Source organism: Kribbella sp. CA-294648, from assembly GCF_050943845.1.
Taxonomy (GTDB): Bacteria; Actinomycetota; Actinomycetes; order Propionibacteriales; family Kribbellaceae; genus Kribbella.
In genome coordinates this window covers 6,776,025-6,789,002 of the sequence record NZ_CP191981.1, presented here as the reverse complement: position 1 = coordinate 6,789,002, position 12,978 = coordinate 6,776,025, and the positions used below count along the sequence as shown (strand labels likewise).

Sequence of the window (12,978 nt, the reverse complement as noted above, 5' to 3'; positions counted from 1 at the left end):
CATGCGCACCGAGCGATTTCAATAGCTCATCGTGACGATCCGTATACAGAGCGTTTGATTGATCAGTACCCGATCAGGCGATGCAAACGATGGAAGGTCTGCACGAATCCGAGCCGCGGCCAGGCTCTGGACGAGAGCAGGTTCGTCACCCGCCAGTCCGTCACCACGGAGGTGTAACCGACCTCGGCAGCCCAGTTGAGCACCGCTTCACCCAGGGCGCGCCCGGCCCCGAGCCCACGCGCCTGCGGGAACACGGCCGCGAACGCAAGGAAGCCCGCATTGTCAGGCTGGGCCACGCCACCGTGCGCGCTGGACTTCTCGATCGAGCACCCGATCGACGAGCCGATCACCACACCGTTGCGCTCAGCAACGAATGTCGCGTAGTCCCGGTCGTCGATCGCCTGTTCCCAATCCGCCAGCGCCTCCTCGAGGGTCGGCACCTCCCCGGCACTGAACACCGGCGACGCTCCTTGATACTGCGGCAACACGAGATCCAGCTCCGCCAGGACCTGAATGTCATCGCGCCGCGCCCGGCGTACGGTCAAACCGGGCCTAGGCGGCAGCGGCTCGACCGGCACTGGCCGTACGGCATGCGCGTGCTGCGCCCCAAAACCCAAGCGAAACCACGCATCCACCAACTCCGCCTCATCAGGCACCACCACGTACTGCGCCGTCTTCCCGTCCGCCACCCACTTGGTTGCGGCCACCCCGTAGAGCTCGCGGATGCTCTCCGGATCCCGCGCAGCCTGCCCAGCGCGCTCGACCCAGACGTTGTCTCCCCACGCCGGCGAAGACTTAGGGGCCCCCAGCAAATACCCGGTGACCTCACCGTCCTCCACCAGCACAGCCCCCGAGGCGCCCTCGGTCTCCCATGCGGCAGTCACCTCGACCAGCGCCAGTACCGGATCCTCATACTCCGCCGGCAACAACGGATGCCGCACCCGATGCCTGCGCTGCCGCTCAGCCAGCAATCGCCCCGCCGCCACCAGATCAGCCGTCTCGAACGGCCGAATCACCCCTTCGCCCATACCCGGACGCTACGCCGTCCACCCCGTTCCCCGACACACGTTTCCCTTTCCCCTCCCACCCCTCGATTTGGACTACCGGCCCACACCCCCTAAACTAAAGACACAACGACGCGGGGTGGAGCAGCTCGGTAGCTCGCTGGGCTCATAACCCAGAGGTCATAGGTTCAAATCCTATCCCCGCTACCACGGAAGGCCCTTTGACCGGGGAAACCACGGTCGGAGGGCCTTCGTCATTCGCGCGCTGGATCAGGTCGGCTACGGTCCAGGAATCGCGTACTGAGCTTTTCTCCCTGTACTCCGACCGAGTGCTGGTCCGGGCCGTCGTGGTGTCAGAGGCCGAACAACCGGACGTCGTGCCGGACGAGTAAAGCGTGCAGTTCGTCGTTCGACCGCCGGCCCGCCGCACTGCGATCCGCCGACAGCAGGACGCCGACCGACTGGACCGCACTTGACCAGACATCCCGGCACACCGGCTGCAGACCAAACGCTCGACCGCGGTGTCACCAGCACGGCCGCGCGGTCCGGGCGATGGGCGCCGTACAAATACGCGGCAAGCGGGCTTCGGACGGTGTTCATGTCGGTGCGGTTCACTGTCGGCTCCGCCCTTGTCACTGTGAGGAGTCAGTCGTGGATCGTCGGAGTTTTCTTCGCGCGGCAGTGATCGGTTCGTCCGCCTCGGTCGCCTTCGGGTTCAGCGTGGCGCCGCAGGCGCTGGCGTTTCCGGCCCAAACCGGCCCAAGCCCGTACGGCGGTCTGCGGGCCGCCGACGCGAACGGCATCATGCTGCCGCAGGGTTTCACCAGTCGGGTACTGGCCAGGTCAACCCGGGTCGTGAGCGGTACGAGCTACACCTGGCACAGCGCGCCCGACGGCGGAGCGTGCTTCGCCGACGGCACCGGCTGGATCTACGTGTCCAACTCCGAGCTGAGCAGCGGGAGCGGCGGTGCAAGCGCTCTGCGGTTCAACAGCAGCGGCTCGATCACCGGTGCCTACCGCATCCTGTCCGGCACCACCCGGAACTGCTCCGGCGGCGCGACCCCGTGGGGCACCTGGCTGTCCGGCGAGGAGACCAGCCTGGGCTACATCTGGGAGACCGACCCGCTCGGCATCAAGGCCGCGGTACGCCGTCAGGCGATGGGCCGCTTCTCCCACGAGGCCGCCGCGGTCGACCCCGACCGGCGCGTCATCTACCTCACCGAGGACGTCTCCGACGGCGGGTTCTACCGTTTCGTGCCAACCACCTGGGGCGACCTGTCCGCCGGCACCCTGCAGGTACTACGCGAGTCCGGTGGCACGCTGTCCTGGGTCAGGGTTCCCGACCCCGACGGCAGCCCGACCGCCACCCGCCGGCAGGTGTCCGGCATGAAGAAATTCAACGGCGGCGAAGGCTGCTACTACCGCAACGGCACCTGCTTCTTCACCACCAAGGGCGACAACCGCGTCTGGGCCTACAACGCAGTGAACAACACCATCGCGATCGCCTACGACGACAACCTGACCAGCAACCCGCCGCTGACCGGCGTCGACAACATCACCGGCACCGCCGTCGGTGACCTGTACGTCGCCGAGGACGGCGGCAACATGGAGATCTGCATCATCACCCCCGCCGACGTGGTAGCGCCCTTCCTCCGAGTGACCGGCCAGTCCGGCTCGGAACTGTGCGGCGTCGCCTTCAACCCCGTCGGCAACCGCCTGTACTTCTCCTCCCAGCGCGGCACCACCGGTTCGAGCAGCGGCGGCATCACCTACGAGGTCACCGGCCCCTTCCGCACCACCCGCTGACCCCAGTACCGACGCCCGCTCGGGAGGCACCGCACCCCGAGCGGCGTCGGCACCGGCGCCCGACGTGGAGTGGTGATCGGCCCGGACCATCAGGTGCGGGCCTTCGCCTTTCCGGGTCCTGATTTGGACGCTCAGCGGCCATGATCTAGACTCAAGCTCGTAAGAAAGCGGCGCGGGGTGGAGCAGCTCGGTAGCTCGCTGGGCTCATAACCCAGAGGTCGAAGGTTCAAATCCTTCCCCCGCTACTTGAAAGGCCCTCTGACCAGGGGAAACCCTGGTCAGAGGGCCTTCGTCATTCGCTCTGGATCAGGTTGGCTACGGTCTAGCCTACGGTCTGGGAATCGCGTTACTGGTCCTCACTAGGGCTGATCTGAGGTCACTCGCGTACGATTTGCCGGCTCCATCGGTTTCCAGGATGCAGCCAGGTGACCGAGCCTCAGCTAAGCCGAGGAGGTTCACTGCCCAGTACCAGAGGTACTGCAGGATCGGGGTTAGGGGTCAGGCAGTGCTTTCCGGGCAGCCGAATCACGGGGCCGTGGGCGTGACTAGATCAGCGAAAGCTGTTCGGTGTCGAGGCAGTCGAAGAACGACGTCTAAGCGATGTGCGCGATAGATACCCTCGGCATTGCGCATGCTCGGAGAGACACCCGGATCGAGTCCGTCGACGTCACCACCGGGCAACCAGTCACCGTCACCACCAGCGGGCGCACCACCTGGCAGCCCGCGACGGCGGTGGTGTTCATTGGCGCTGATTCCGGCGGCGGCCCGTCAGCCGACTGCTGCTGCGACTACCTCACCTTCTTCGCAGACCACGCCACCGCGCAGACCTGGACGAGCAGCCACCCCGGTATCCCCGGACAGATCCTCAACCAGCCCGAAGCCGAGCAACTCGCCACCCGCCACCCGCCTGTTCCAGCCACTCCTCGCGATCTGCCGGCCGGTCGGGTCATGGCAGGTGCCGATCCGCCGCAGCAGCCGCCCAACGACCGGCCGTTCGTGCCGCCCCGGGCCGATCACCCCCTCACGCACACGTCGGACGGCGGCACGCGCCCGCGCGGCCCGTGACGGTCGCAGCTCGTCCTCGCGCTCGGACGCGCGGCGCTGCAGGTACTTCGCGCACCCGATGCAGACCCCGACCTCCGGATGAGCCCCCAGCCGCACCAGATCACGGTCCTCGAACTTGCCACCGCAGCACCAACACACCCGGCGCCGACGGTTGGAACGTCTCCTCCGCAACGGTCATACCGCTAATCATCAACCCTTGGAGCTGTTCACTATTACACCAGCTTGTGTAATAGTGGGGTTGTGAGTGAGCAGGCGGTGGGGTCCCGGCGGCCGGCATTGGGGGCGCGGCCTTTGATTGGGGCGGCGGATGCGGCTGAGCTGGAGGGTGTGTTCAAGGTTTTGGCGAACGACACCAGGTTGCGGTTGCTGCACGCGTTGGTGCGGGACGAGGAGCTGTCGGTGAGTCAGTTGGCCGATGCTGTCGATCTGCGGGCGCAGGCGGTGTCGAATCAGCTTCAGCGGCTGGTCGACAAGGGCATCTTGGCGACCCGCCGCGACGGTAACCGGATCTTCTACCGCATCGAGGACCGCTGCGTGGTCGGTCTGCTCGACCTCGCCTGGTGCCTGTCCGAATCCACCTGAGCCAGACCTGACCGACTCACCGTTTCACCACACCTGCGACATCTGAGGAGTTCCGTCATGCCCATTTCCGAGATCCAGCATGCCGAAGTGGCCGATCTGATCGCCAGGGGCGAGGGCGTCCTGGTCGAAGCATTGCCCGAGGAGGTCTACGCGGAAGGGCATCTGCCGGGCGCGGTGAACATCCGGCCCCGGCGCGTGGTCGAGTTGGCTAAGACGTTGCTGCCGAACCTGGATGAGCGCATCGTCGTGTACTGCGGCAGTGCGGAATGTGACAGTTCGCTGCGGGTTGCCCAGCGATTGGTCGACCTCGGTTACCGCGACGTGCACCGCTATGTCGGTGGGAAGCAGGACTGGGTCGATGAGGGTCGGCCGATCGAGACACCTGTCCGGCCTTCGCTCGGCTCATGCTGTTGATACCGGCCGGCCCGATCGGCGTCGCGCCGATCGATACGGTCGCGGCAGCCCTGGCTGCGGATGGTTTCAAGGCGCTGGCTGACCCGGTCCGACTTCGTCTGTTGTCGGTGATCGCTTGCTGTGGAGATCAGGGCGGTTGTGTCTGCGACCTCTCGAGCGGATTCACTGTCACCGGCCCGACTATCAGTCATCACCTGAAGGTTCTGCGTCGCAGCGGCTTGGTCCGCACCGACCGGGCGGGAAATCGAATCAACTATCGCGCCGACTTCGCGGCCTTGAACGGTCTTGGCCTGCTGCTCATCCACTCCACTGACTGAGGGAGCAAGGGATCGTGATCGGTTCTGTGCTGGATCTGCTGGGCCGTGTCCTCGGCGACGTATGGTCCACCTTCACCCACGTGTGGCCGTTCCTGGTCGCGAGTATCGTCATCGCCTCTGCGCTGGTCGTCTACATCGGCACTGACCGGTTGGCGGTCTGGCTGCGGAAGAGCACACCGATCGCTGTCGTCGGCGCGGTCGCCCTGGGTGCGGCGACGCCGTTTTGTTCCTGCGGCACCACCGCTGTCGTCCTGGGGGCGTTGGCCTCGCATGTGCCGTGGGCACCAGTGGTGGCGTTCATGGTCTCCTCGCCGTTGACCAGCCCGGAGGAACTCGTACTGTCCACCGGCCTGTTCGGCGCACCGTTCGCGCTGACCTTCTTCATCGCCGCGATAGTGCTCGGCCTCGTTGCCGGTCTCGCCACGTTCGCGATCGAACGCACCGGCTGGCTCGAAGGTCAGGCTCGCATGACCACTCCGGCCGGGGCCGCCACCTCCTGCACTCCCGCGCCGTCCGGACAAGACGGCACGACGGAGTGCTGCGACTCCGGTACTGGAACTTCACAAGGGCCCGTCACGGTCCTTGCGCCGGCCGGACCGCGAGCCGGCCTGGTCGCCCGACTCAAGTTCCGCGAGCTGGCGCGCGAGATCCTCACCACCGGTCGGCGTCTGGCCTTGTTCTTCTTCGGTTTCGCCACCCTGGGCTATCTGCTCATAGAGGCTGTACCCACGCGGTGGCTCACCGACTACCTCGGCGGCGATTCGTTCCTCGCGGTACCACTAGCCGCGCTGCTCGGCATCCCGGTTTACCTCAACACCGACGGATCGCTGCCGCTAGTCGCGACCTTGATGGACGGAGGCATGGGCACGGGTCCGGCATTGGCGTTCCTAGTGACCGGCGCCGGTACGAGCGTCGGCGCGATCAGCGGCATGCTGCTCATCGCCCGCCGACGCGTCGTCGCGCTGGTCGTCGGGTCTCTGTACCTCGGGGCCGTTGTGCTCGGCTGGCTCGCGCCGCTGTGGCTCTGAGCATGCCCTGTCAGTCGGTGGTGATGTGGCGGTAGCGGAGTACGGCAATCGGGACGGTGAACACGAGCAGCCCGACGATCCAGGCGACGGCCTGCCAGACGTGCTCCGCTGTCGGACCGCCGAGCACCAGCGCGCGCAACGCATCGACCGTGACGGTGACCGGGTTGATCTTCGCGAAAGCCTGCAGCCAGCCAGGCATGGTCGCGACGGGGACGAAGGTCGAGCTGGTGAACACCAAGACGATCACCGGCATCAGCCCGACCAACCCGGCAGTCTCGGCATCGTGCACCAGCAGACCCACCAACGCGTTGATCCAGGAGAACGCGACACCGACCAGCAACGCCAGCCCGATCGCGCCAACGGCCGCCGCGGTACCGGCGTGGAAGCGGAACCCGATTAGATGCCCGACACCCGTCATCAACACCAAGACGAACAAGTTGCGCACCGCGTCGGCCACCGTCCGCCCGGCCAGTACCGCGGAACGGGTCATCGGCAGCGCACGGAACCGATCGATCATCCCGGTGGCCAGATCGTCCGCGATCGCCACCCCGGTCTGTGAAGCACCGAACGCGATCGCCAGGACAAAGATCCCCGGCAGCAGGAAGTCGACGTACCGTTCCACTCCTGGTGGGCTGATCGCCCCGCCGAACACAGAGGTGAACAGCAAGACGAACAACACCGGCTGCACCGTGGCGAACGCGATCAACGTCGGGACCCGCACGAGTCGGCGCAGGTTCCGCCCCGTCATCAGGCAGACATCACTCAGGAGCCACCGCAACCCACGCGAGGTCTCCGGCCTGGCGGCCATCACGAGCTCCGCGCTTCGACTGGATCCGACGCAGTACCGGCGGATGCCGACTGACCGGTGAGAGCCAGGAAGACATCGTCCAGCGACGGCCTCCGCAACGCCAGGTCGGTAACTCGCACACCGTCGGCCGCCAACCGGGCGACCGCGTCGCCGAGTACCTCGGGTCCGTTGACCACCGGCAGCACCACCCGGCCGTCCTCGGCGTCGACGACCGGTGGACCGGAGCCGAGGTGTGCGACGGCCGCAGCCACTGCGGCCGGATCGACGCCCTGCGCTGCGCGCAGCTCGAGCCGATCGCCGCCGACCTGAGCCTTGAGCTGGTCGGACGTTCCGGCGGCGATCACCCGGCCGGCATCGAGGACCACGATGGTGTCGGCAAGTTGGTCAGCCTCCTCCAGGTACTGCGTGGTGAGCAGGACCGTCGTGCCCTGTGCGGCCAGCTCCTCGATCGCATGCCACAACCCGATCCGCCCCCGGGGATCCAGCCCGGTAGTCGGTTCGTCCAGGAACAGTACCGATGGCTGGGCTACGAGGCTGGCGGCGACGTCCAGACGCCGCCGCATGCCTCCGGAATAGCCTCGAAGAACCCGATCTGCTGCCCCGGCCAGGTCGAACGAATCCAGCAGTTCGTCGCCACGTTGGCGGGCAAGGGCGCGACTCAGGCCGGACAAGCGCCCGATCAGCTGCAGGTTCTCTCTGCCTGTGAGGTACGGATCGACCGCCGCGTACTGGCCTGACAAACCGATGTGCCGCCGCACTGCTGCGGCTTGCCTGACGACGTCCAGGCCCATCACCCGGGCAGTGCCCGCCTCCGGTCGCAATAGTGTCGCGAGAATCCGGACCACAGTCGTCTTGCCTGCCCCGTTCGGCCCGAGCAATCCCAGTACTGTCCCGGCCCGCACCTCCAGGTCGACAGCGCGTAGCGCATCGATCGATCCGAACCGCTTCATGAGTCCGGTGGCCACGATCGCAGGTTTGCTCATCACGACACCGCCTATAGCTAGGATTACTACCTATCCGCCTGTTGTAGGATAACTACCTATGAGGGCGGATGCGCAAGCCTTGAAAGGTCACCTCGACGTTCTGTTGCTGGCCACGCTGACCGACGGGCCGCGGCACGGCTATGCGATCAAGGAGGCTCTGCGGGACGGCAGCGGCGGCCGCTTCGACCTGCCGACCGGGACGGTCTATCCGGCACTGCACCGGCTCGAGCGAGCTGGACTGATCAGCGGATCGTGGTCGGTCGTCGACGGGCGTCGCCGGCGCAGCTACCAGCTCACCGCCGAGGGCCACGAGAAGCTTGCCGGTGAACGAGCCAACTGGCGTGAGTTCGCCAGTGCCGTGACGACACTTTTGGAACCGGGTCCATGGCCGGCCGCGACCTGATCGACGGGTACCTGGCCGAGCTCGCACGGCGCCTCCCTGTCGAGGCCGTCGAGGAACTGGCCGACGGCCTGGAGGAGACCTTTCAGCGCCAGTTACGTCGCGGCCAGTCGCCTACTGACGCCGCGCGTTCAGCCATCATCGAATTCGGGCGGCCGCAATTGGTCGCTGCCGCTTTCGCCCGCCATTCCCCAGGGCGGCGTACCGCGATCGCCTTGCTGGTCAGCGCCCCGGCGTTCGCCGGTCTCTGGGGAGCGACGTTGCTCACCGGGCATGTGTGGACCTGGGGTATTCCCGTGGCGGTCGCAGCGGCCTTCGGTGCCGTCCTGTTGGCTGTCGCGGCGACTCTCGGTGTTGTTGCCAGGAGCAACAACTGCGCGACAGTCCGGCTCGCCGGGCCGGCCGCCCTGGTGTTGATCCTGCTCGACCTCGGCATGCTTATGGCTGTCGCTCTCGCCGCTCCGGCGATGACCTGGGCGATGGCCTTGGCGGTACCGGCCAGCCTCATCCGCATCGCGCTGGCCGGTCGCAATCTGCCCCGCGTCTTCGCCCGCTAGCAACTGTCAGCGAGTCAGTTGCTGATTCAGCGCGGCTGCGACGAATCTCGCGTCGCGGTGTACGCCGCGGAGGGTGTTCGACGAGAAGGATCGCTGGAACTCGATGCCCAGGTAGGCAAGGCGGGGGTGGGTGGTCGACATTCCTTGCCGGTGCAACGGCATGCCGTCTAGGGTCAACGCTTCCAGGTTTCGCAGGTACGGGAGGTGGGGGCGGTAGCCGGTGGCGAACAGTACGGCGTCGACCTGCTCGTGTTCGCCGCCGGGCCATGCGACGCCGTCGGTGTCGAAGGCGGTGAACATGTCGCGACGTGGCAGGTCTCCGGACTCGATTGCGGTTCGGTAGATGCCGGTGTCCAGTACTGGCGTTCCGTTGAAGAGGCGTGCCAGTACCGCAGGTGGCAGCAGGTCGAGTTTCAGTTTGCCGAGCCAGAAGTGGATGTCGTGACCGCCGCGGATCTGAGGCAGGTACTGCACGGGCGCCCTGGTCGCCAGCGTCACCTTCGCCACCGAGGCCAGCTCGTAGGCGACCTGGATCGCGGAGTTCCCGGCACCGACCACCACGACCCGTCGACCGGTGTACTTCTTGGGGGAGCGGTAGTCAGCAACGTGCAGCACCTCGCCGTCGAACAACTCTCGTCCGGGGATCTCCGGCACGAATGGGTTGCGGAACGAGCCTGAGGCCGCGACCACCGCCGCAGCATGCAGCGTGCTGCCGTCCTGCAGGTGGACGTCGAACCCGGCGCCGGCCCGCTCCACGTCGGCGACCGTCGCGCCGGTTCGGATCTCCGCGGTCAGGCTCGCGGCGTACTTCTCCAGGTGGTCCACGACCTCGTCGCGGACCGGATACCGATCCGGGTCACCGGCGAACGGCGTCCCGGGAAAACCGCTGTAGCGAGCCGGTGAGAAGAGGATCAGCGAGTCGTAGTACGACGGCCAGGAACCCACCGGCCGGCTCCCGGACTCCAGGACCACGGGCCGAAGGCCCACGTCCAGCAGAGCCCGCGCGCCCGCCAGGCCGGACTGGCCGCCACCAACCACCACCACAAGTTCAGAAGAGGAAGTCATGAAGACAACATATCCTCATATCCCAATATGACGAAATGACGATACGGGCTAGGCTGGCTCGCGATCGACCGGAGGGACAGCGATGGCCAAGCAGACCAAAACCGATGCGGCGCAGGCGCCCGCATGTGCTGTGGAGCCGGTCGAACTCTCCGCGGCGACGCATGACTTCCTCAAAGCCCTGGCGAGTCCGACCAGGCAGCGGATCATGCTGCTGTTCGCGCGTGGCGGCGAGCTGTCCGTCAACGAGGTGGCCGCACAAGCCGGCATCGGTCAATCGACCGCATCCCAGCAACTCGACCTGCTCAGGCGCGGCGGCATCGTCACCTCCCGCCGCGAAGGCAAAACCGTCCTGTATCGCGCGGATAAGCAGGGAAGCGCGACGGCACTTGCCGACCTGCAGGCCTACCTCCAGAGCTGCTGCTGACGGCGTTGACGCGTATATAGACAGGTGTGAAGATCGACGCATGTCAAAACCGCGTCGTCGGCCGTTACTCCAAGTGCCGTTGTCGCGGGAGGATGCGGAGTACCGGGCGACGTTGCTGAGTGCGGTTGCCGATCCGGTGCGACTGCGGTTGATGAGCGTCGTACTGACGCATCCCGCGGGCGAGGTCAGCCGTAGTCAGCTTGCAGCCGAGGCAGACGGGACGTCGACGACGATTAGTCATCATCTGCGGCAGCTGTGTGAGGCGGGGTTGTTGATCCGCGAGCGGCGGCAGTCGTTCACGTTCTACCGGCCAACCCATCACGCGCTGGCCGAGCTGGCGGCCCTGCTCGGGATCGAGGTGGCGGAGCAGAGTTCCGCGCCTCCGCCGGCCAGCCAGAGCCGCGTCTCGATGGATCCCGCTGGAGCGGTCGTGCATCGGCAGCTCGAGCACATCGCCGGCCAGTTGGCGGATCGTTTCGCCGGGATCTTCTCGCCGGAGACGGTCAGGCGGTACGTGGACGAGAGCTACGAGATGCTCGCTTCGCGTTCCCGGATCCGCCGGTTCCTGCCGTCCCTGACCGCCAGCTTCGCAGCGGACCGGCTCAGCGCTCTGGCCAAGGCGAGTGGGAAGAGCAGCGGGTCCGGCAGCGAGGTGTTGTTCGTGTGTGTCCGCAATGCCGGGCGCTCTCAGATGGCGGCCGGTCTGATGAGCCAGCTGGCCGGAGACCGGATCCTCGTCAGATCGGCAGGCTCGTTCCCCGTTGCGGCCGTCGATCCCAACGTCATCGCTGCCATGGACGAGGTCGGCGTCTTCCTGGGTGGTACCTATCCGAAGCCGTTGTCCGACGAGGTCGTCAGGGCTGCCGACGTCGTCATCACGATGGGCTGCGGCGACGCCTGCCCCGTCTACCCGGGCAAGAGGTACCTCGACTGGCCGATCGACGACCCCGAAGGCCGGCCATTGGCCGCGGTGCGGAAGATCCGGGACGAAATCGAACAGCAGGTCAGGGAGTTGCTCAAAGAGCTGCTGTGATCTCCGCGGCGAGGGCGCGCGCGGTTTGGCCTACGCCGATGAGAGTGGCCGAGGCAGGTCCGGTCCAGTCGCCGTACCCGACCAGGTGGAGGCGGGGCTCCTTGACGGCCTGCGTCCCTTCAGTGGGGATGAGACCGTTAGGTCCGCGAAGGCCAAGGGGCGCCAGGTGGTGGAGCGCGGGCCGGAAGCCGGTGCACCAGATGATGGTGTCAACGGTGAGCTGGGTGCCGTCGTGCCAGCGGGCACCGTCGTGCGTGAGTTGCTCGAACGGCCCGCGGGCGTGCAGTACGTCGCGGTCGCGCGCGGCGCGCACGCTGTCGACCATGACGATGTCCCCGAGGCCCGCGACCCCGCCGGTGTCAGGTCCGCCCGCCTCGCGGCTGCGTCGGCGGTTGGTGGCGATCTCGAAGAGCGCCCGCCCGTCGACGTCGTCGGGCAGGAAACGCGGGGGCCGAAGGGTTACCCAGGTGGTGTCGGCGACCTCGGACACCTCGGCGAGGATCTGGGCCGCGGAGTTGCCGCCGCCAACGATCATTACCCGCTGACCGGCGAAGTCAGAAGCCTGCCGGTACTGCGCTGTGTGCAGCTGGCGCCCGGCGAAACGGCCGGGGTAGGTCGGTACGAACGGTCTGGACCAAGTGCCGGCTGCGGACACGACGTGTTCCGCAAGCCAGACGCCGTGATTTGTGGAAACGGCGAGACGGCCGCGATCGCCGCACCGGACTGACGAAACGCGGGCCCCACGCAGTACGGAGAGCTGGTAGCGCTCCTCGTATCGCGTCAGGTAGTCGACGACGTGAGCTGCCAGCGGGTAGCCGTCGTCCGCTGTCCAGGCGGGCATCATCCAGCCTGGCAGCGACGAGTGCTGCGTGGGGGAGAAAGTGCGGAGGGTCGGCCACATCTCGGCCCAGGCGCCGCCGGGTTGGTCGGCAGCGTCGAGGATCACGAAGTCCTTGCCTGGAACGAGACCGGCGCGGCGCAGGTAGAACCCGGTGGCCAGGCCTGCCTGGCCACCGCCGATGACCACCGCGCGCACCTCGCGCAGTGGTCCTGTTGTCTGGTTCAGCTGACCGGGTCGGTGGACGGGACGAGCTCGGCGAGGAGTGCGCGGACGCGGTTGTCGATCTCGTCGCGGATCGGCCGTACCGCGTCGATGCCCTGGCCTGCCGGGTCCTCGAGCTTCCAGTCGAGGTACTGCTTGCCCGGGTAGTAAGGGCATTCGTCGCCGCAGCCCATCGTGATGACGACGTCGGAGGCCTTGACGGCGTCATCGGTGAGCGGCTTGGGGAACTCCTGGGAGATGTCCAGGCCCAGCTCGGCCATCGCCTCGACGACTGCCGGGTTGAGCTGGTCGGCCGGCTGTGAGCCCGCGGACCGGACGACGACACGCCCGGCGCCGTGGTGGTCCAGCAGGGCGGCGGCCATCTGGGAGCGGCCGGCGTTGTGGATGCAGACGAACAAGACTTCGGGGATGCTGTCAGACACGGAAGAC

General features: G+C 66.9%; 17 protein-coding genes and 2 tRNA genes. 12 read left to right on the top strand and 7 right to left on the bottom strand.

Annotation, left to right across the window (positions count from 1 at the left end):
- Positions 1–62: 62 nt before the first annotated feature.
- Positions 63–1,028, bottom strand: a complete 966-nt coding sequence (locus ACQPYM_RS32085) for an N-acetyltransferase family protein (protein ID WP_433007987.1) — start codon at positions 1,026–1,028, stop codon at positions 63–65.
- 109 nt (positions 1,029–1,137) lie between these two features.
- Here ACQPYM_RS32085 and ACQPYM_RS32080 point away from each other — a divergent pair.
- Positions 1,138–1,214, top strand: a tRNA-Met gene (locus ACQPYM_RS32080).
- Between the two features lie 143 nt (positions 1,215–1,357).
- On the opposite strand, the gene ACQPYM_RS32075 is transcribed toward ACQPYM_RS32080, so the two are convergent.
- Positions 1,358–1,498 (bottom strand): hypothetical protein, encoded by a 141-nt coding sequence (locus ACQPYM_RS32075; protein ID WP_433007985.1) that lies wholly within the window; start codon positions 1,496–1,498, stop codon positions 1,358–1,360.
- Between the two features lie 157 nt (positions 1,499–1,655).
- Between ACQPYM_RS32075 and ACQPYM_RS32070 the strand changes: the two genes are divergently transcribed.
- The 7 genes from ACQPYM_RS32070 to ACQPYM_RS32040 all read left to right on the top strand — a co-directional run bounded on the left by ACQPYM_RS32070 (position 1,656) and on the right by ACQPYM_RS32040 (position 6,216).
- Positions 1,656–2,810 (top strand): alkaline phosphatase PhoX, encoded by a 1,155-nt coding sequence (locus ACQPYM_RS32070; RefSeq protein ID WP_433007983.1) that lies wholly within the window; start codon positions 1,656–1,658, stop codon positions 2,808–2,810.
- A gap of 171 nt (positions 2,811–2,981) precedes the next feature.
- Positions 2,982–3,055: transfer RNA gene (locus ACQPYM_RS32065), tRNA-Met, on the top strand.
- A 355-nt stretch (positions 3,056–3,410) separates the two neighbouring features.
- Positions 3,411–3,875, top strand: coding sequence for an alkylmercury lyase family protein (locus ACQPYM_RS32060; RefSeq protein ID WP_433007981.1), 465 nt, complete (start codon positions 3,411–3,413; stop codon positions 3,873–3,875).
- A gap of 327 nt (positions 3,876–4,202) precedes the next feature.
- A complete protein-coding gene (locus tag ACQPYM_RS32055; RefSeq protein WP_433007979.1) occupies positions 4,203–4,457 on the top strand; it encodes an ArsR/SmtB family transcription factor in 255 nt (84 codons plus the stop codon).
- 57 nt (positions 4,458–4,514) lie between these two features.
- On the top strand, positions 4,515–4,871 hold the full coding sequence (locus tag ACQPYM_RS32050) for a rhodanese-like domain-containing protein (RefSeq protein ID WP_433007977.1): 357 nt from the start codon (positions 4,515–4,517) through the stop codon (positions 4,869–4,871).
- Entirely contained in the window at positions 4,862–5,188 is a 327-nt protein-coding gene (locus ACQPYM_RS32045) for an ArsR/SmtB family transcription factor (protein WP_433007975.1), read from the top strand. The genes ACQPYM_RS32050 and ACQPYM_RS32045 overlap by 10 nt, the downstream gene beginning before the upstream one ends.
- A 14-nt stretch (positions 5,189–5,202) precedes the next feature.
- The gene (locus ACQPYM_RS32040) at positions 5,203–6,216 is read left to right on the top strand and encodes a permease (protein ID WP_433007972.1); all 1,014 of its coding nucleotides are present in this window, start codon (positions 5,203–5,205) and stop codon (positions 6,214–6,216) included.
- Between the two features lie 10 nt (positions 6,217–6,226).
- On the opposite strand, the gene ACQPYM_RS32035 is transcribed toward ACQPYM_RS32040, so the two are convergent.
- Both ACQPYM_RS32035 and ACQPYM_RS32030 read right to left on the bottom strand, forming a co-directional pair.
- Positions 6,227–7,024: an ABC transporter permease gene (locus ACQPYM_RS32035; RefSeq protein ID WP_433007970.1), complete on the bottom strand. Its 798-nt coding sequence runs from the start codon at positions 7,022–7,024 to the stop codon at positions 6,227–6,229.
- Complete coding sequence (locus ACQPYM_RS32030; protein ID WP_433007968.1) at positions 7,024–8,007, bottom strand: ATP-binding cassette domain-containing protein; 984 nt, start codon at positions 8,005–8,007, stop codon at positions 7,024–7,026. The genes ACQPYM_RS32035 and ACQPYM_RS32030 overlap by 1 nt, the downstream gene beginning before the upstream one ends.
- 58 nt (positions 8,008–8,065) lie before the next feature.
- Here ACQPYM_RS32030 and ACQPYM_RS32025 point away from each other — a divergent pair, with 58 nt between their 5' ends.
- Together ACQPYM_RS32025 and ACQPYM_RS32020 are read left to right on the top strand one after the other, a co-directional pair.
- Positions 8,066–8,410: a PadR family transcriptional regulator gene (locus ACQPYM_RS32025; protein WP_433007966.1), complete on the top strand. Its 345-nt coding sequence runs from the start codon at positions 8,066–8,068 to the stop codon at positions 8,408–8,410.
- Complete coding sequence (locus ACQPYM_RS32020; RefSeq protein ID WP_433007964.1) at positions 8,392–8,964, top strand: hypothetical protein; 573 nt, start codon at positions 8,392–8,394, stop codon at positions 8,962–8,964. The genes ACQPYM_RS32025 and ACQPYM_RS32020 overlap by 19 nt, the downstream gene beginning before the upstream one ends.
- A 6-nt stretch (positions 8,965–8,970) precedes the next feature.
- On the opposite strand, the gene ACQPYM_RS32015 is transcribed toward ACQPYM_RS32020, so the two are convergent.
- Positions 8,971–10,029, bottom strand: a complete 1,059-nt coding sequence (locus ACQPYM_RS32015; RefSeq protein ID WP_433007962.1) for a flavin-containing monooxygenase — start codon at positions 10,027–10,029, stop codon at positions 8,971–8,973.
- An 82-nt stretch (positions 10,030–10,111) separates the two neighbouring features.
- Here ACQPYM_RS32015 and ACQPYM_RS32010 point away from each other — a divergent pair, with 82 nt between their 5' ends.
- Both ACQPYM_RS32010 and ACQPYM_RS32005 read left to right on the top strand, forming a co-directional pair.
- The gene (locus tag ACQPYM_RS32010) at positions 10,112–10,453 is read left to right on the top strand and encodes an ArsR/SmtB family transcription factor (protein WP_433007960.1); all 342 of its coding nucleotides are present in this window, start codon (positions 10,112–10,114) and stop codon (positions 10,451–10,453) included.
- A gap of 40 nt (positions 10,454–10,493) precedes the next feature.
- Complete coding sequence (locus tag ACQPYM_RS32005; protein WP_433007958.1) at positions 10,494–11,486, top strand: three-helix bundle dimerization domain-containing protein; 993 nt, start codon at positions 10,494–10,496, stop codon at positions 11,484–11,486.
- Here the strand turns inward: ACQPYM_RS32005 and ACQPYM_RS32000 are convergent.
- Complete coding sequence (locus tag ACQPYM_RS32000) at positions 11,470–12,513, bottom strand: ArsO family NAD(P)H-dependent flavin-containing monooxygenase (protein WP_433007956.1); 1,044 nt, start codon at positions 12,511–12,513, stop codon at positions 11,470–11,472. The genes ACQPYM_RS32005 and ACQPYM_RS32000 overlap by 17 nt on opposite strands.
- Before the next feature lie 35 nt (positions 12,514–12,548).
- The gene (locus tag ACQPYM_RS31995; protein WP_433007954.1) at positions 12,549–12,971 is read right to left on the bottom strand and encodes an arsenate reductase ArsC; all 423 of its coding nucleotides are present in this window, start codon (positions 12,969–12,971) and stop codon (positions 12,549–12,551) included.
- Between the last annotated feature and the right edge of the window lie 7 nt (positions 12,972–12,978).